Raw genomic sequence first — 18,220 nt, forward strand, 5'->3', positions numbered from 1 at the left:
CCGCGGCCCTCCAGCCGCGGGAGTTTTCTTTTATGCGGAGGACCTCATGGTTCTGAAGATCGATCGTCGCGGCCTGGTTCTGGGCGGGCTTGGCCTGGGCGCCTTGATGTCGCCGGCCGGCCAGGCCGTCGCCCGGCAACTGCTGGGCGCCAGCGGCTTCACCCACAATGTCGCCAGCGGCGAGCCTGGCCCCGACGCCATGCTGCTGTGGACGCGCTACGTCCCGCTGGCTGGCGACGGCTTCGTGCGGCTGGAGGCCGAGGTCGCCCTGGATCCAGACTTCGCCAAGGTGGTCTCCGGCGGCGTCGTGCGCACCGGCGCCTATCGCGACTGGACCGTCAAGATCACCGTCGACGGATTGAAACCCGGGACCGTCTACTGGTACCGCTTCATCGCCCCGAACGGCGAGCGCTCGCCCGTCGGCCGCACCAAGACCTTGCCGCGGGGGCCGGTGAATCGCTTCAACCTGGCGGTCTTCTCGTGCTCGAACCTGCCCCAGGGCCTGTTCAACGCCTACGGCCACGCGGCGGCGCGCAAGGACGTGGACCTGTGGCTGCACACCGGCGACTACATCTACGAATACGGCGTCGCCTCGACCCGTGAGGCCGATTGGGCGCAGGGCCGCAAGGAGCAGTTGCTGCCGGTCACCGAGATCCTGGCCATAGCCGATTACCGCCTGCGCTACGCCAGCTATCGCGCCGATCCCGACCTGCAACGCCTGCACCAGCTGGCCCCGATGGTGGCCCTGTGGGACGATCACGAGTCGTCCAACGACAGCTATGAGGCCGGCGCCCAGAACCACCAGCCGGACAAGGAAGGCGACTGGAACGTTCGCCGCGCGGCGGCCATGCAGGTCTATCGCGAGTGGATGCCGGTCTCAGACGAGCCGTGGAAGGCCTATCCGATCGGGACCTTGGCCACCCTGTACCGCACGGAATCGCGCCTGCTGGCCCGCACCAAGCCCGCCGACATCGGCGCGACCTTCAAGGCCGCCGATCCCGACGCGGCTCTCAAGACGTTCCGCGACGGCGTTTGGAAGGATCCGTCGGCGACGATGATGGGCTCCACGCAGGAGAGCTGGCTGGCCCACCAGATGAAGGCCACGAAAGACACGTGGCAGTTGGTCGGCATGGGCACCATCCTGGGACGGACGGTCATGCCCAAGGAGGCCGTGGATTGGCTGCGTCCCGAGGTGAGCGAAAAGAAGGTCGCGGGCTACAAGAACAACATCCGCGCCGCGCAAGCAGGTCTGCCGATGTGGATGGACCGCTGGGACGGCTACCCCGCCGCCCGCTCGCGCCTCCTGAAGTCAGCCCAAGCCGCCGACGCCAACCTCGTCATGCTGTCGGGCGACAGCCACAACGCCTGGGCCTACGGCCTGGTCGAGGACGGCCGTCCCGCCGGCGTCGAGTTCGCCGGCCAGGCGGTGACCTCCAACGGCATGGAAGGCGACATGGGGGCCGATCCCAAGGTCGTGGCGCGCGGCTTCATGGCCGCCAATCCCGAGCTGAAATGGGCCGACACCAGCCAGCGCGGCTACATGATGATCGAGGTCACGCCCCAGCGGATCACGGGCGAGTGGCTGTTCCTGCAAACCATCAAGGCCCGCTCGACCGCCCTCTCCGGCTCGCACCGGATGTCGGTGGAGCGCGGACGGAAGGTCTTCACGGGCTGACCCGCGACAGTCGGGTCATCACCGACGTGGCAGCGTGGTCCGCGCGAAGGCCGTCTTCGAGACAGCCTCCGTGCCGATCACGGCGCCCTGGGCAAAGTCCAGGCGCGCTGGCTTGCCGGCCGTCTCGAAGGCCAGAACGTTGGTCCCGCTGCCTTCGACATACTTGCCGGCCTGACCGTTGACCGAGACCAGCTGGGGCGCGCCCTTGACCGTCACGAGACGATCGAAGGTCAGGCGCGTCCGGCCGCCCTGCTCGGCGACGCCGGTCACGCGCGGGCCGTCAACGCGCTCGGGATTCCAGGTCCCGGCGAAGGTCCAGGCCGCGTCGATCTTGGCCGCCTGGGTCTTGCCCAGATTGTCGGCCATCCAGGCGTAGTCGCCGCCCGCGCGGTGGCTGTTGTGGAAGTAGCGCCGCTCGCCCCACTGGGTCTCGGCGGCCGCCACCCGATTGCGCTCGATGTCCGCCGGAGTCGGGGTCCCGCCATCCAGCGGATAGACCACCTGGTAGGTCGGCTTGTCGCGCATCCGCTCGGAGAAGGCGCAGTCGATGAAATAGAACAGCGCGTCGCGGTGATGGCGGCCCAGATAGAAGTTCGGCGGGCCGTCGAACGTGCAGCTCTTCATGACGAACTTCTTGTCCGCATTGCCCTTGCCCTCGTGCCAGACGGCGGCCTCGGCGCGCGGATAGACCTGGACGATCTCGGAGTCGGCCATGAAGCACCAGCCGCGCGGGCAGACGAAGTCCACCGCCCCCGTCACGCGCAGACCAGTGTGATAGTAGCGCCCGCCGTCGGGGCTGAGCGGCGTCGCGCCCGGCGCTTCCGACAGGCCGGCCTCGGCCTTGGACTTCTCGCTCCGCCACAAGGCCAGGGTGTCCGCGCCCAGGCTGAGGAGGTCGGCGTCCTGGATGATCGTGCGGTCGGCGCGGCCCAGCACCGCGAAGGCGTGCGGGCCGGCGACGGTGACGGTGTTGTGCACGGTCATGTGCTCGAGGACGAAGTCGTGGGCGGTAGCGGCGATGTTGAGCACGCCCTGGCCGATCTCGTCCTTGATCTCGTTGGCCGGGCGGTTGGCCCGCAGCCGCGCGCCCAGCCGGCTTTCGCCGCGCAGGGTCACGTAGGGCGCGTCGACCCGCACGGCCTCGTCGTAGAAGCCGTTGCGGACCAGGATCACCTTGCGCTCGCGGTTGTCGGTCGGGATGGACTTCAGCGCCGCCTGGATCGAGCTGAACTGGCCCGAGCCGTCCTTGGCCACCACGATGTCGGGGGACAGGGCGTAGGCCGCCGGCCCAGGGCTCGTGGCCCGCGCGACGGCAGGCAGGGCCGACAGTCCGGCCAGCGCCGCGCGGCGCGTCATCGCGTTGGAGTTCATGCCTTCTGGGTCCGCAGATAGCTGATCAGTCGCGCCATGTTGTTGATATAGGCGCCGGTGGAAATGCCCATCGGGCCGCTGGGCAGGGTGAAGGGCGAGGTGTCCCAGGCGTCGCCGACCTGGCCGGCATCGACGAAACCTGGCGGCGGCGCGGCCGGGCCGGGTCCCTGGTAGGGGTGGCTGGTCGTCCGCAGCTCCACGGGCCAGTAGCCCTCGGCGTTCAGGCCCGCGACCAACTCGGTCACGGCTGCCGCGCGCTTGCCATCGGAGACCGTGACGTTCAGGTCCGAGCCGCCGACATGGCTGACGATGTAGGGCGGCGGCAGCGACGGACCACGCCCCATCAGGACTGAGTTCTTGGTCGCCGCCTCCGGCGACATCGTCGCGACGCGGTCGTAGCGGGCCCGCAGGGCCGCGACGTTGATGTGCTTTTCGGCCCGCGTGTCTTCGGTGTTGAAGTCGGCCCAGAAGGTCCCGTTCTGGCTGTTCGAGCCCTTGCGATGGCCGCCCAGCAGCTTGCCCGTCGCCGGATCGTAGTTGCGGTAGAAGTTGCGCCCGTCGGGGCCGCGCTTCCCCGGCGGGATCTCGACGCTGGCCAGCCAGTCGAGCGCCTCGGGGATTCGGACCAGATATTTCCGCTCGCCGGTCTGCTGGTAGTAGTCGAGCAGCTGGATCACCGCCGCGGCCGTGCCATGCGGCGTGATCGACACTGGCTCATAGGTGCGCCCCGTCGCGGGCTTCAAGTCCAGATCGTACTGCATGGCCCAACCCGGCGCGGGCTGGGGTTGTTGCAGGGCGATGATCAGTTCCATGGCGCGCTTGACGGGCTCGCGCACTCGCTCGTCCTTCAGCTGTTGCAGCACCAGCAGCAGGAAGCTGATGTTCTCCTCGGCGACCTCGTCGTTCAGCGTGATGAAGCCGGTATAGTCGGGCCGTCCCTGCTTGGAGAACGCGCCCATGCGCGGCCAGCGCTGGGGCCAGCCGCCGCTCGGGTACTGGCTCTTCAGAACGAAATCGACCGCCTTGTCGACGGCGGCGCGATACTTGGGATCGCCCTTCTCCAGGTGCAGGCGCAACAGGAAGCGGCCGCACTCGACCGTCACATGGTCGTCGAAGGTGGCGTTGCCGTAGTAGTGCTGGAATTCCTCGAGCCGCCAGCCGTTGGTCCCGATCGTCTCGTACCAACGGCGCAAGCTGGCCTCGCCTGCGAAGTCGATGATGTAGTTCCAGCCGCCCGACGGATGCTGTCCGGCGATCAGGGCCGAACCGGCCTGCTCGGCGGCCTTGTAATAGGTCTCGTCGCCGGTGGCATGATAGGCGTCGAGGAAGATCTGCCCCATCTCCGGCGTGCCTGGCGCCTGGGTCCAGACCATGGACGGATAGGCCTCCATCTCGCCCCAGCGGCGCGAGAAGTCCGCCAGATAGGACCAGACATAACCGCCGTGGACGGCGACCTTGTCGGTCATGAAGCGCGTGGCACGGGCCATGGTCGCCTTGACCTCCGCGACCGACGGCCCCGTCGCCGCTTTGGCGGCGCGTCCCAGGAAAGGCAGGCCCGTGACCGAGCCCAGCAAAGTGCGTCGCGAGAACATCCCACACTCCGTCCCAAAAAGGACGACGCCGGCGAGAGGTCGCCGGCGTCGCTCTGGACCCGGGCCGTTGGAGGCGGCCCGGGGATAAGAGGAAGTCAGCCTAGAACTTGTAGCGGACGCCCAGACGGTAGTTCGGACCGCTGGCGCCGTACGACTGGATCACCGGATCGGTATAGCTGTAGCGGGTCGCCTTCTCGTCGGTGATGTTCAGCGCCTCGAAGGTGATGCTCACCTTCTTCAGCGGCGACCAGCGCACCGACATGTCGACATTGGTCGTCGCCGCCGAGGAGCCGAACTCGTTGATCAGCGGGCTGTCGCACGCCGCGCCGCTCGACTGCAGGCCGGGATCGCAGTTGCCCGAGGTGAGCGGATAGTTGGTCTTGTAGGCGTCGCGCTTGGCCACCGAGACGCGGGCGTTGAACTTCTCGGTCTCGTAGTACAGCGTGAAGTTCAGGCCCTTGGGAGAAGCGCCGAGCCACGGGCCCTTGCCATAGGTGGGCGGCTTGGTGACCGTACCGGCGCCGGCCACCACGGTGCCCGGATCCAGGATATAGGTCAGTTCGGTGTCCAGCTTGGTCATGTTGAACTGGACGCCCAGGTTCTTGAAGTACCAGGGCAAGAAGGTCAGGTCCTGCTGGAAGTTGAACTCCCAGCCCTGCAGGTAGCCGCCGGGCGCGTCGCGGACCTGGCGCGCCAGGACCGGGTTGTCGGCGTCGATATAGGCGCGGCGGAAGACGTCGCCACCGGTCGCCGCCGGGTACTGCAGCTTGAGGGCCGCCAGGGCGTCGGCGTCCAGGAACTGCGACAGCGGCGCTTCATAGAAGACCGTCTGCGGGAAGCTGGAGATGTCCTTGCGGAAGTAGCCCAAGCTGATCAGGCCGCCCTTGTTGAAGTACCACTCGGCGGCGACGTCGTAGGCCTTGCCGCGGAACGGCGAGAGCTTGGTGTTGCCGACCGTCAGCGTACCGCCAATATTTGAGCCATCGCTTGGGATGCTGACGCCGGTGATGGCCGGCGACAGATTGCCCAGCAACGGCCGAGCCATGACCTTGGCCGCGGCGAAGCGGATGTAGAGGTTGTCGTAGGCTTCCCAGGTCAGGTTCCCCGACGGCAGGGTGTCGGTGTAGTGGTTCTCGCCGGTGATGCGGCGGCCAGCGGTCGTCTCGCCATAGGCCAGGACGTCCGTTTCCGCTTGGCGGACGCCGACGTTGCCGAACAGGCGACGACCGTTCCAGACTTCGTAGTCGAAGTTGAACTGCGCGTAGTACGACAGGTTCTTTTCCGTCACGCCGAAGGTGGCGGTGCGGTTGCGCTTCCGGGTGATCGTGAAGTCGCCAAACTTGTTGATGCAGTTGCAGTCGAAGCCGAAGACGTTGCTGAACGCCTCCATGTTGGGAACGATGAAGCTGGTCGTCGAACCGGCCGGCACATCGAGGCCGTTGCCGAACTCGATCACCTGGCTCAACGACGCCACCGAGACCTTGGCTTCCTTCTCGGTCGGGTTCAGCAGGTCGTTGTTGCGTTCGTACTGGTCGGTCGAGAACTGGAACTCACGCTTGGTGATGCCGGTCTTGATGGTCCAGTGGTCGTCGAGCTCGTAGGTGACGTCGATCTTGCCGCCCTTGTAGTCGTTGACCGTCGTGCGCCGATAGTGGCGCATGCCCGAGAAGCCCTTCACGATGCCCCAGTTGTTCGGGTCAGCGGCGTTGAAGCCCGCGTCGAACTTGGGCATGCCGGTCGCGCCGCGCTCGTCGAAGACGAACGGGGCTTGGACGTCCATGGCGTTGAACTCGACCAGGGTGCCGACGTTGACGTTCTCCGAACGCGAGGCGCCGACCGAGGCCGTGGCCTTCAGCTTGTCGCTGAACTCGTGGTCGACATTGACCGAAACCTGGCGGAAGTCGGTGGTATAGGCGCCGCGGTCGGCGGCTGAACGCCAGTCGACATTGCTCAGCTTCAGATATTCCGCGTTCTGGCCCACGACGTCGGCGTCCAGCACCTTGACCGCCGGCCGGCCGATCAGCTGGCCGCGGAACGGCAGAGAAGCGGCCGGACCAGCGTAACCGGGCGACGCTGGGTTGGTGTAGTACTCATAGGCGTCCAGGTTGTTGGGGTTGTAGCTGTAGGTGTAGCCCGGCAGCGGACTCGTGCTGTTCAGCGACTGGCCGCAGTCGGTGCCGGGGGTAAGCTCGGTCTCCGCGGCGAAAGTGCAGGTGCCGGGATAAAGCGCGCGGCGCTGGGCGTCGGTGTAGGCCGTGCCCGCGCGCGCCGTGGCCGTCGGGACGTTGGCGCCGTACGAGTAGCTGGCGTTGGTGTTGTTGCGGTTCAGGCCGACGGGACCCAGCTGGTAGTTGGTGCTTTCGCTCTCGAACTTTGAATAAAGGCCGTCGACGGTCAGGCGGGTGCGCTCGGCCAGTTGCAGCTGGAACGAGCCTGTCAGACCCAGGCGCTCGGTCGTGACATTGCGCTGCTGGATCGACGGCAGGGCCGGGAAGCGGACCAACGAATTGTTGCAGCCCGGCGTCGTCGGGGTCAGGCCCGCGACCGGCGCCGACGTCACCGCCGCGCAGCCTGGATAGAGCTTGGCGTAGGCGGCGGGGTCCGAGCCGGTCATCGCCGCATAGGCGGCCGGGTTGGACAACGGGTTGTAGTAGTTGGCCGGGTTGGCCTTGTAGGCGTCCAGAGCCGAGCCGGTCAGGGTGGTCGGGATCAGGGCGCTGAACACCGTGCCCGTCGGGGCCGCGAAGCCGGCGCGGCCGGGCAACTCGTCGCCAGTCCAGGTCGAGCCGCGATAGACATAGTCCGACGAACCGGTGCCGCGGGCATAGTTGTCATCCTCGGAATTGCGCTTGGCCCAGGCGGCCGAGACCAGCACGCCCATCTTTCCGTCGAAGAAGCGGTCGGAGAACAGGCCGGTGACGCGCGGCGAGTGCTTCTTGCCGTTCTGATAGTAGGAGTCCTCGGCCGAGAAGGCCGCGGCGCTGCGCTTGTAGTCGAACGGGCGTCCGGTGATCAGGTCGACGGTCGCGCCCAGCGAGCCTTCGTCGGCCTCGGCCGAAGACGACTTGCGCACGCGCACCGAGCTGAATAGCTCCGAGGCGAAGGCGTTGAAGTCGAACGCGCGCGAGCGGTTGGGGCTGGAGCCAGCGTCGTTGGCCGCGCCGGTCGATAGCGCTTCCATGTTGTTGATCCGTACACGGCTGAAGTCGCCCGACAGGCCGCGCACGCTGATGGTGCGGCCTTCGCCGTTGTCGCGGTCGATCGAGATGCCCGGCAGGCGCTGCAGCGACTCGGCCAGGTTGGAGTCGGGGAAGTCGGCGATGTCCTCGGCGTTGATGGCGTCCATCATCACGTCCGAGTTCTTCTTCAGCGTCAGGGCGCTTTGCAGCGCGGCGCGGTAGCCGGTGACGACCACTTCAGTGACGGTGTCGGGCGAGCTGGCCGGCGCGGCCGCCGTGTCCTGAGCGGCGGCGAAGCCCGGCGCGGCGGCGACGACCGCGGCGGTGGAAATGCCGGCCAGCAGCCAGGCCCTCTTCTTGTTTTGGTCTCGATGGATGGTCATTGGTTTCCTCCCCAATCTGATGTCGGTGTGGGCGGCGGGCTTCTCTTGAGTCCGTCCCTCCGCCGGGTGGCGGCCCCTAGTCGGCCGTGGCTTTGCGGCGCGCGAAGACGCCCTGCGGCATGTTGCGGTCAGGCGACATCGTGGTCCTTCCCGGCGGCGTTCAACTCGCGCACCAGGGTCCTGTCCGGTCGAAAAAGGATCGTCCGTTCGCCGCCCAGCTCACGGGTCTGGCCGCTGGTCGGGTTGACGAGAGCGCGAGGGCGCGACTGATGGATGGTCAGCTCGCCGATCCCCGGCACGTCCAGGCTGAGGCCGTCCAGCAGCGCCTGGCGCATGCGGCCCAACAGGGCGTGGACCAGCACGTCGCTGACCTCGCGGTCCATGCGCGAGTAGTCCACAAAGGATTGTACAAAGGCGCCGTCAACGCGCATGGGCGCCTCGTCCGTTCGAGGCGATCCGCGCAAGGCGATCAATATCGCTCGGGGCTCGCAACTGGCCCGCCTCCCCTTCCCTAACCGGCGAAAACGCCGCTTTCCCGGTTGGACACCGGTGTCACTTGTTGCGACATAAACATGCCGAATTTAAATTCGAAAGAGAAAAGTTACCGGTCACATGCGATTTACAGGGCAAATACTTGCACAAAATCGCCATCAAACCTTATTCAACGAATGAGCTGAGCCGATCCGCACAACAAAACCATCGCGCCCGCGATTTTTTTGTCGGCGCATTGAATGGAACGCCGCAAACCCGCATCGTCGGCGGCATAAACGGCGCGAGAGAAGATGGGAGGGGCCGTGGCGAAACCGCAGCGGCCGAGCGCCGATAACGACGTGCGAACGTGGAGCGGCCAGATGGCCTTCCGCGAGAGCTACTGCGACGACTGGGAGGACCTGCGCCGTTTTCTTCGGGCGCGGTTCGGACCCGGCCCTCCCGAGCCCGAGGACCTGGCGCAACAGGCCTTCGTCAAGCTCGGCGAGCGACCGGCGAACCAGGACCACGAGAGCCCAAGGGCCTTCGTGTTTCGCGTAGCCATCAATCTCGCGCGCGACGCCCTGCGACGTCAGAAGCTGGCTTCTCGCCTGGTGTCGGCCTCCGCGCCGACCCTGGAGGCGGACGCCGAACCGGACGCCGAGCGGATCATCATCGCCAAGCAAGAGCTGGGCGTGTTGAGCCGTGTTGTCGAAGGCCTGCCCCCGCGCCACCGCCGCTTCCTGGCGGCCAATCGCGTGGCGGGTCTCAGCTTTGCCGAGATCGCCCGCCAGAACGGCGTTTCCGAGGCGCTGGTGCGCAAGACGGTCGGCGAGGCCGTCGCCGCCTGCCAGCGCGCGGTCGCCGGCGGACAGATAGACTTTCGAGGATTGTCTCGTGAACGCAACCGCCGCGCCTGAGGGCGACATCGCAGGACAGGCCCGCGACTGGGCCCTGACCGTGTTTGGCGAGCGCCTGCCGCCCGAACGCGCCGACGCCCTGCGCGACTGGCTGGCCGCCGATCCACGCCACACCCAGGCCTATGACGAGGCCGAGCGGTTGATGCTGGCGCTGAGCAGCGTCGATGTCCTGGCCCGCGAGCAACGCCAGACTCGCGCGCCGGCCTGGCGCTGGGCGGCGGCCGCCGCCCTGCCGCTGGCCGCCTGCCTGGCGATCGGCATCGGTTTGGCCACGCGCCCGCCCGAGATCCTGCAAAGCGACCGCGTCGTTCGGACCGCCACGCTGAGCGATGGCAGCGTCGCGACCCTCGCGCCCGAAACGCGGCTGCGGAAGACCGGCTTGTTCGGCGGCCGTCACTATGTGCTGGAGCGCGGCGAGGCCTTGTTCGACGTCCGCCACGCGCGAGGCCGTCCGTTCAAGGTCGAGGCCGGCCAGACGCAGGTCACGGTCCTAGGGACCCGCTTCGAGGTCCGTCGCGCCCCGAGCGGCGAGATCGGCGTCTCGGTCGCGCGCGGCCGCGTCGCCGTGCATCGCGACGAAGGCGGACCGGCCTTCGACGCCGTTCTGTCCCGGGGTGACAGCGTCACCCTGGACACCCGCGGCGCGCACCGGGCCAAGCTGGCCGATCCGGACGCCATCGCCGGCTGGCGTCGGGGCCGCCTGAGTTATGTCTCGGCCCGCTTGACCGACGTCGCCGCCGATATTGGTCGCTTTTCGGCCGTGCGCGTGGTCGCGGCGCCCGCCGTGGCCGAGCTGCGCGTGACCGCCAGCTTCCGCGCCGACCAATCCCGGACCTTCGTCGCCAGCCTGCCCACCGCCTTGCCGGTCGACGTGCGCCCGCGCGCCGACGGCGTCCTGGTCGTCACGCCGCGCGCGACGCGCTAGCCAAGACTCTAGAATTCGCCGAAGCCCAGCTCCACGCTGATGCTCGCGGCCGCCGCGCGAACGCGGGGCGACAGCCTGCGCATGCGGTCAGGGTCCATATATCGCGGCGTGCTCGACAGGCTGATCGCGGCGACGATCGCCCCGCTCGCTTCGCGGATCGGCGCGGCTATGCAGCAGATGTGGTCGCGGCCATCCTCGCGGTGCAGGACACAGCCCTCGACGAACGCCCAGGACGTGTCGAGAAACATGCGCTTAAGCTGAACCTTGCCGACATCGGCCAGCAGCGCTCGCCCCAACGCCGTGTCGGCGACGAGGTTACGATCGCCGATGCTGTGGCGCACCGCGACCCGCCGCTGGCCCGGGACCTGAGCGACATAGACGATCTCGTCGCCGTCCCGGACGGCCAGGTTGGTCGCCTCTTCCGTCTCGGCTGTCAGGTCGGCGAGGAAAGGCCTCGCGATCGTGATCAGGTCGCGCTGTTCCTGGGCCTTGAAGCCCAGATGGATCAGCCCAGGCCCCAAGCGGTAGCGTCGGTCCGTCACCGCGAGCAGTTGTCGATCAACCAGCAGACTGGCCAGCCGGTGGACGGTGCTGCGAGAGAGGCCAAGCTTGGCCTGCAAGCCCTTCAGGTCGCGCGGCCCCTCACGCAAGGCGTCGAGCAGGTCCATCGCCCGCACCAAGGTCTGGCTGGAGGAGATCTTGGACGTCTCCATCATGGCCGCGGGACCGATGAGCGCGCGGACCAGACTCGGCGCTTCATTATCCGAACTCCCACGAGAGCCTTGGAAGGGCGAACGGGCTCGTCCGAAGACGAGCCCGCCCACGCCCACGCGATCAGAACCGTGCGTTCACGCCGACCGTGAAGGTTCGCCCGATCCGCGTCTGGAACAGCGTGTCCTGACGCTTGCTGTCGATGTAGAGGCGGTTCTGCTCGTCGGTCAGGTTCTGCGCCTCGACGATCACCTTCCAGTGGTCATTGATCGCGTAGGAGGCCGATGCGTCCAGATAGAAGGTCGCGTCATTGCCTTGCAGATCACTGCCCGGCGAGGCGGGGATGCCGCGGATGTACTTGCCGCGATAACTGCCGGTGGCGCGGACGCTGAAGCGGTCGTCCTCATAGTAGAACGTGCCGCTGGCGGAATCGCGCGACAGCCCCGTCAGATCCGCTGTCGTCGAGGCCGTCACCGCGCCGTTGACGCTGGCCAGGATGTAATTGATCTCCGAAGTGACGTGCGTGTAGTTCGCCAGCACGCCGAAGTGGCTCCAGATTCCGGGCAGGAAATCCAGCTGCGCCTGCAGGTTCAGCTCGACGCCCGACAGCGGGCCGCCGGGCGTATTTTCGATGCGGCTGACCGTGAAGACGTCGGTGGGCGCGGCGCCGGTATTGGCCAGCAGCGCGTCCGGAAGGCCCAGCTGGTTGAACGGCACCTGGCTGGTGACGCGCTGGATGAAGGTGTCGATCTTCTTGTGGAAGTAGGCCACCGAGACCAGCGAGCCGGGCCGGAAGTACCATTCCAGCGCCGCGTCGTAGGTGTCGGCGCGGATCGGGTCGAGGAACGGGTTGTTGATCGTGCCGGTGCGGGTGATGCCGTTGACGCCGCTGGACGGGGTCAGTGACGCCAGTTCCGCGCGCGACATGACCTTGGCCGCCGACAGGCGTCCCAGCAGGCTGGGGGTGAACTCCAGCACGACATTGGCCGAGGGCAGCCAGTCGTCGTACGAACGATCGACCTCGTTACGCTGGCCGACCGTCGGATAGGTCGAGCCAGCCGGGGCCGCGATCGGGATGTGGCCCATCGCCAGCTGTTCGGTCTTGACGTAGCGCACGCCGACATCGCCGCGGACGGGCACGGGCAGCGCGTCCTCGATGTGGAAGTCGGCCATGGCGTAGCCGCTCTTGATGGTCTCCTTGATCCGCGACGAGCCCGCGCCGCACTCGACCCCGCAGTACTTGAAGGAGTCGAAGCCCGTGGCCTGGCGCCACTTGGCCGGATCGATCGCGGCCCAGGCGGCGGGCGCGCCATCGCCCCACAGCTTGTCCAGGCCGGTGATCCGCCGAGTGACGCTCGCGAGTGTCGTCCCCGCCGGCAGCGCCACGACCGCCGTGCTCGTCGGCACGATGTTCAGTTGATAGCTCGTGTAGTCGCTCTCGCGGAACTGGCCGCCAAACTTCAGCGTGACAGCGTCGAACAGGTCCCACTTGCCGTTCAGCTCGGCGGTCGAGCTGATCGTCTTGTTGAACTGCGGCCGCCCCTGGGCCGTGAAGCCGCCCAGCACCGTGCCGTCCGCCAGCGCCGGCCCGTAGGCGAAGTTGCCCGGGTTGGCGACATCGAAGCCGTACGAGATCTTCGGCGTGTCGCCGCCGTCGCGGAAGTCGATGCTGAAGTTGTCGACGTCGATCGCGTCCATGAAGGTCTGCAGGCGCAGCGTGCCGTCCCACTTGGAGACCGAGCGCCCGACCACGCCGCTGACCTCGAATTTGTCGTTAAAGCGATGGCGGAAATCGAGGTTGGCCTGTTTGAACTCGGTGGTGAAGCGGTCGACCAGGCCCTCCGAGCGCACGTCCACCCCGTCGAAGAGGCCGTAGACAAGGGACCCCTGGGAATCGAACTGGATATCGCGCACCGACACCATCGGCTGGCCGTTGTTGTTGACGTTCCGGCCGAAGGCGATGGCGGCGATGTAGTTGTCGCGGCGCTCGACCTTGAACTTCGAATAGATCAGGTCGAGGGCGACGTCGGTGTCGCTGCTGGGCCTCCACTGGAACGACAGCGTGCCGCCCAGGCGCTTGGCGTCCTGCTCGGAGTTCACATAGCGCGGCAGGCGCGGCAGGAAGGCGCCGCTGCCGGGGATGTTGGGCAGGTCGCTGCGACGCAGGGCGGCCACGGCGTTGTAGGCCGCCAGCGTGCTGGTCCGGGGATTGTTGGTGCTGCAGTTGGCGGCCGTGGCGCCCTTGCCGGCCTGAGCGATGGGCGACGGGCTGGTCGTGGCGTAGCCGATCGGCGTGCAGAACGGATGGACGACGCCGTCGACCGTCAGGCCGTTGGTGTTCGCCGACAGGATGTCCACGGCCGAATAGCCGACCTCGCGGATGTTCCGGTCCTGGTAGGCGATCGAGCCGAGCACGCCGAAGCTGTCGGTCAGCTTCTTGGACGCCAGCAGCGAGAACCGCGGGTCCGTGCTCTTGGAGACGCTGTTGTAAACGCCGCGCGCGGTCGCGGTCAGCACCTGGTCTTCCTTCGAGTCGAACGGACGCGGCGCGCGCAAGTCGATCGTCGCGCCCAGCGAGCCTTCCTCCACGTCGGCGGAGGCGGTCTTGCGCGCCGCCAGCGAGGAGAAGATCTCGGTCGGGAAGACGTTGAAGTCGAAACTGCGGCCGTTGTTGCCTGCGCCGTAGATATCGGACGAGCCGGTCTGGGCCGCGCCCTCCATGCCGTTGATGCGCACGCGGGTGAAGCCTGGGCCAAGCCCCCGCACCGAGATGTTTCGCCCCTCGCCGCCATCGCCGCGCGACAGGGTCACGCCAGGGATCCGCTGCATCGACTCGGCGAGGTTGCTATCGGGGAACTTGCCGATGTCCTCGGCGACGATGCTGTCGACGGCGGCGTTCTCGGTGCGCTTCATCGCCAGCGCATTGTTCAGTGAGGCGCGAAAGCCCGTGACGACGATCTCGTCGACGGTCGCGGCGTCCGTCGGCGGTGTCTGGGCCTGGCCCCAAGCGGCGGGCGCCGCGGACAGAAGGGCGATCGCCAGGACGCTCGTGGAGGCGGCGGTTCGAAGCGACCTGACGGGCGCGCGGAATGCCTTGTTCTGCATGTTTCCCTTCCCTCGGGCCGAACTGCGCCGGCTCCGTCTTGTCGCTCAGGGACCAAAGGCGCGCATAGACACCCAAGCTCCCACATGTCGGAATAATACTATTTATATTGGGATAACATTGCTATCGATGGCAAGAGGCGTCATGCCGGAAATGAGCGCCGCGGCGCCGTAAGGCCGCGCGGGGAAAATTTCTCGCGTCCACGAGTTGTCGAATGTCAGCGGTTTCACGGCGCCAGGACGGCCTTCGGCTTCGTCCAGACACGATCAGTCGGCTCCGCTCGCGCGGGAATCGCCTGTATGACTGCGGTTCAGTGCGCCTTGGTTCCCGGCGCGGGTGGCCCTCCGCGAACGGGCCTCTTGGGACCTCGTTTCCCTTATCGGCCCGTCGCGGCGGACAGACGATGATCGCCGCCGGATCCCGATAGAGATATCCGCCGCGCCAGCCGCGCCTGGATCCGCTCCCAGGTCTTGAGCTTGATCGGCTCGCCCCTGCGCAGCTTGATCCAGGTCGTCTCGCTGATGCCGTAGACGTCGGTCAGGTGCTCGCGCGTGATCGCCGGCAAGGCGGCCTTGAGCACTTCGAAACGCTCGAGGCTGATGGTGATGGTCTGGACCAAGCCGAACTCCAATGGACGCCCAAAAAAGGTGCGCGGCCGGCGCCCGGGAAGGACGGCGCCGGCCGCTGACGATCGCCGGGGGAAACGATCGTTATTCGCGACCCGCCGAGGCGGGCTTGCGGTAGTCGAGCGCCGGCGGACGGTCGCCCAGCATGGCCTTGTAGGCGAAGTTCGGACCGCGACGCTGGTCCAGCTCGGCCTTGGCCTTCTTGACGACGTCTGGGTTGGAGAACAGGTCCGCGCCCGTCAGCGCCAGGGTCTTGGCCGCGTTGACGGCGCCCTTGACGCCGATCGACGAGCCGGCGGCGGCCACGTTCTGCCAGCTATGGCCGGCCGAGCCCGGCACGAAGGTGGCGGTGCCCAGACCCACGGTCGGGGTGACCCAGCTGATGTCCGAAACGTCGGTCGAGCCGCCGCCGCCTTCCAGTTCGACCTTGTAGGGCTCGATCGTCTTGACGGTGTCGATCGACGGCGCGCCGGGCAGGCTCTCCTGCATCTTCTTGGCGAAGGCCTGCTCCTCCGGAGTCCAGGTGATTCCGCCGACCTTGCGCAGGTTGGCGTCCATCACGCGACCCAGGGTGTCATTGGGCAGCAGGGCGTAGACACCGCCGGTGATTTCCTTTTCGACCGTGGTGCCGGTGGCCATGGCTGCGCCCTCGGCGGCCTTCTCGACACGGGCCCAGACATCCTTGACCACCGCCGGATCGGGGTGACGGACGTAGTAGTAGACCTCGGCGAAGTTGGGCACGACGTTGGGGGCCGTGCCGCCCGCCGTGATCACGTAGTGGATCCGGGTCTTGTCCGGGGTGTGCTCGCGCAGGAAGTTGGTGGCGACGTCCATGACCTCAACGCCGTCCAGGGCCGAGCGCCCCTTTTCAGGCGCGCCGGCGGCGTGGGCCGAGATCCCGTGGAACCGGAACTTGCCGCTGATATTGGCCATCGACACGCCCTGGACGGCCGAGTTCTCGTTGGACGGATGCCAGTGCAGCGTGGCGTCTACGTCGTTGAACAGGCCGTCGCGGACCAGATAGACCTTGCCCGAGCCGCCCTCTTCGGCGGGCGTGCCGAACACGCGCAGTTCGCCCTTGATGTTGTTCTTCACCATCCAGTCCTTGATGGCGACGGCGGCGCCGACCGAGGCGGCGCCGAACAGATTGTGGCCGCAGCCGTGGCCGGCGACCTGGCCAGGGATGCCGGTCTTCACGGGCTCAGCCGTCTGGGCCAGGCCCGGCAGGGCGTCGAACTCGGCGAGGATGGCGATGACGGGGCCGGCGCCGTTCTTGAAGCTGCCCACGAAGGCGGTCGGCTCACCCGCGATGCCAGCCTTCACGTCGAAGCCGGCGGCCTTTAGCTGGCCTTGCAGCAGGGCCGAGCTCTTGACCTCCTGGTAGCCGACCTCGGCGAAGCCCCAGATCTTCAGCGCGGCGTCCTGGATCTGCGGGGCGTCGGCGTCGACGGCCTTGAGGATCTGGGCGCGGGCGGCGTCGTTGAGCGGCGCGGCGTGGGCCTGGGTCGCGAGCACGCCCGTCGCCATGCTGGCGGACAGAAGGGCGAGCTTCAGAGCGGAAAGCTTCATGGAACGGTTTCCCCGGGTAGCGAAGGACGACGCCAAGCGGGCGCCCACCTATATGACGTAGGGCCGCGCCCTCACCTCACCTGGGTCCGCAAATTTTCTCAAGATCGCGTCGCGCGTTAGGCGCGAGGGCGCACCAGCTCGACCCGCTTGTCGTCGGCGCGGCCGACATCGGCCAGGCCATAGGTCTTGAGCGCCGCGACAAAGGCGTCGATCTGGCCGGTCTTGAAGACACCGCTGACCGGCGTCGCGCCCAGGGCTGGATCGGCCAGCGACAGCTTGCGCTCGGAGAAGCGGTTCATCTCCGCGACAACGGCCGACAGCGGTTCGCCGTCGAAGACCAGTCGCCCCTTCAGCCAGGCGGATTCCTTGGCGGTGTCGACCGCGGAGATCAGCCACTCGGCGGGATCGGCCGCCACGAAGCGTGAGCCCGCCGACATCTCGACGCGCCGTTCGCCCCCCTGTCCATTGGCGGCCGCGTCGGCGGCGATGCGCACACGGCCCTCGACCAGCGTCACCGACAGCTTGCCCGGCTCCATGCGCACGTCGAAGGCCGTGCCGACCGCCGTCACCCGCTTGTCGCCGGCCGCGACCACGAAGGGCCGCGAGGGGTCCTTGGCGACCTGGAAGAAGGCCTGACCGCGCAGCAGCGTCAGCCGGCGCTCCTTGCTCCAATGGTTCACCCGCACGGCGGAGTCGGTGCTGAGCGTCACGACCGAGCTGTCGGCGAGACGGAAGGTCGAACTTTCGCCAACCGCCGTGCTGAACACCGGTTCGTCGGCCGGCGGGGCCAGCGCGCCGCCATCGCTCAGCCAGCGCTTGCCGACGATGGCGCCGCCGACCGCGGCGACCAGGCCGGCGGCGGCTAGGCCCAAGGCGCGGCGATCCAGATGCGGGCGCTTGTCGCCGCCCCCTAGTTTATCGGCGCCCAGCGCATCGGCGCGCAGGGCCGCGAAGGCCGGGTCGTCCTCGATGTCGGCAAGACCGTTCCAGGTGCGGTCGAGACCTTCCCACGCGACAGCGTTCCGGGCGTCGGCCTTCAGCCAGCGCTCGAACGCCCGCCGATCGCGCGGCGCCACGTCATCGCCTTGCAGTCGCGCGAACCAGAGGGCGGCCGCGCTATCCGGGTCGTCGTGTATCTCTTTGCCCGACGTGGTCGACGTCATCCTGGTCTCGCAGACGCGCGTGCAGGTGACGCAGCGCCTTCATCACATGTTTCTCGACAGCGCTGACGGAGACCCCCAGGCGCTGGGCGACGAGCTTGTAGCTCATCTCCTCGAAGCGCACGAGAATGAAAACCCGTCGCGTGCGTTCCGGCAGCTCGTTGAGGGCCGCCATGGCGCGCGCCATCTGCTCACGTCCCTGTAAGACGCGTTCGGGCGATACTTCATCAACAGGATGATGAATTTCTTGCAGTTCGCAGTGATCGGACCGTCGGCGGGTGCGGTCGCGGCGGCCGCGATCGATCAGGACGTTGGCCGCGACCTCGAAGAGATAACCCTCGACATTGTTCACGACCGCGCCCGGCTGGCGCTTCTGGATCCGGAGCAGAACCTCTTGCACCAGGTCCTCGACGTCGTTGGCGTGCGCGCGGCGTGAGAAGAAGGCGCGCAGCGCCGGCGTGAAGCGCGCGCCGCTGTCCGACAGGTCGCGGACCTGCTCGGGAGGCTTGGCGGGCTTGCGGCCCCAGATCATTGTTTA

Annotated in this window: 14 protein-coding genes; 4 read left to right on the forward strand and 10 right to left on the reverse strand. The window is 67.5% G+C overall.

What is annotated here, in order from left to right:
• Positions 1–46: 46 nt before the first annotated feature.
• The gene (locus tag ACW173_RS04200; RefSeq protein WP_492083620.1) at positions 47–1,675 is read left to right on the forward strand and encodes an alkaline phosphatase D family protein; all 1,629 of its coding nucleotides are present in this window, start codon (positions 47–49) and stop codon (positions 1,673–1,675) included.
• An 18-nt stretch (positions 1,676–1,693) separates the two neighbouring features.
• Here the strand turns inward: ACW173_RS04200 and ACW173_RS04205 are convergent, their stop codons facing one another.
• From ACW173_RS04205 to ACW173_RS04220, 4 genes are all read right to left on the reverse strand, one after another.
• Positions 1,694–3,046, reverse strand: a complete 1,353-nt coding sequence (locus ACW173_RS04205) for a pectinesterase family protein (RefSeq protein ID WP_492083621.1) — start codon at positions 3,044–3,046, stop codon at positions 1,694–1,696.
• The gene (locus tag ACW173_RS04210) at positions 3,043–4,638 is read right to left on the reverse strand and encodes a pectate lyase (protein WP_492083622.1); all 1,596 of its coding nucleotides are present in this window, start codon (positions 4,636–4,638) and stop codon (positions 3,043–3,045) included. The genes ACW173_RS04205 and ACW173_RS04210 overlap by 4 nt, the downstream gene beginning before the upstream one ends.
• Before the next feature lie 100 nt (positions 4,639–4,738).
• Positions 4,739–8,200: a TonB-dependent receptor domain-containing protein gene (locus ACW173_RS04215; RefSeq protein WP_492083623.1), complete on the reverse strand. Its 3,462-nt coding sequence runs from the start codon at positions 8,198–8,200 to the stop codon at positions 4,739–4,741.
• A gap of 128 nt (positions 8,201–8,328) precedes the next feature.
• Positions 8,329–8,631, reverse strand: coding sequence for an HU family DNA-binding protein (locus ACW173_RS04220; RefSeq protein WP_492083624.1), 303 nt, complete (start codon positions 8,629–8,631; stop codon positions 8,329–8,331).
• Positions 8,632–8,834: 203 nt separating this feature from the next.
• On the opposite strand from ACW173_RS04220, the gene ACW173_RS04225 reads away from it, so the two are divergent.
• The 3 genes from ACW173_RS04225 to ACW173_RS04235 are packed head-to-tail and all read left to right on the forward strand — an operon-like array spanning position 8,835 to position 10,513.
• On the forward strand, positions 8,835–9,026 hold the full coding sequence (locus ACW173_RS04225) for a hypothetical protein (RefSeq protein WP_492083625.1): 192 nt from the start codon (positions 8,835–8,837) through the stop codon (positions 9,024–9,026).
• 25 nt (positions 9,027–9,051) lie between these two features.
• A complete protein-coding gene (locus ACW173_RS04230; protein ID WP_492083626.1) occupies positions 9,052–9,588 on the forward strand; it encodes an RNA polymerase sigma factor in 537 nt (178 codons plus the stop codon).
• Positions 9,566–10,513 carry a FecR family protein gene (locus tag ACW173_RS04235; RefSeq protein WP_492083627.1) on the forward strand — a complete coding sequence of 316 codons (948 nt, stop codon included), beginning with the start codon at positions 9,566–9,568 and terminating at the stop codon, positions 10,511–10,513. Before ACW173_RS04230 ends, ACW173_RS04235 begins: the two co-directional genes overlap by 23 nt.
• Positions 10,514–10,521: 8 nt before the next feature.
• Here ACW173_RS04235 and ACW173_RS04240 read toward each other — a convergent pair whose 3' ends face one another.
• The 6 genes from ACW173_RS04240 to ACW173_RS04265 all read right to left on the reverse strand — a co-directional run bounded on the left by ACW173_RS04240 (position 10,522) and on the right by ACW173_RS04265 (position 18,214).
• Positions 10,522–11,229 carry an IclR family transcriptional regulator gene (locus ACW173_RS04240; RefSeq protein WP_492083628.1) on the reverse strand — a complete coding sequence of 236 codons (708 nt, stop codon included), beginning with the start codon at positions 11,227–11,229 and terminating at the stop codon, positions 10,522–10,524.
• A 118-nt stretch (positions 11,230–11,347) separates the two neighbouring features.
• A complete protein-coding gene (locus tag ACW173_RS04245; protein WP_492083629.1) occupies positions 11,348–14,329 on the reverse strand; it encodes a TonB-dependent receptor in 2,982 nt (993 codons plus the stop codon).
• Positions 14,330–14,703: 374 nt separating this feature from the next.
• Entirely contained in the window at positions 14,704–14,946 is a 243-nt protein-coding gene (locus ACW173_RS04250; RefSeq protein WP_492083630.1) for a hypothetical protein, read from the reverse strand.
• Positions 14,947–15,037: 91 nt separating this feature from the next.
• Positions 15,038–16,522, reverse strand: a complete 1,485-nt coding sequence (locus ACW173_RS04255) for an amidohydrolase (RefSeq protein ID WP_492083631.1) — start codon at positions 16,520–16,522, stop codon at positions 15,038–15,040.
• A 116-nt stretch (positions 16,523–16,638) separates the two neighbouring features.
• Positions 16,639–17,685, reverse strand: coding sequence for a FecR family protein (locus ACW173_RS04260; RefSeq protein WP_492083632.1), 1,047 nt, complete (start codon positions 17,683–17,685; stop codon positions 16,639–16,641).
• Positions 17,639–18,214 (reverse strand): RNA polymerase sigma factor, encoded by a 576-nt coding sequence (locus ACW173_RS04265; protein WP_492083633.1) that lies wholly within the window; start codon positions 18,212–18,214, stop codon positions 17,639–17,641. Before ACW173_RS04265 ends, ACW173_RS04260 begins: the two co-directional genes overlap by 47 nt.
• Positions 18,215–18,220: the final 6 nt, after the last annotated feature.

This window comes from Caulobacter sp. ALps2, from assembly GCF_058681635.1.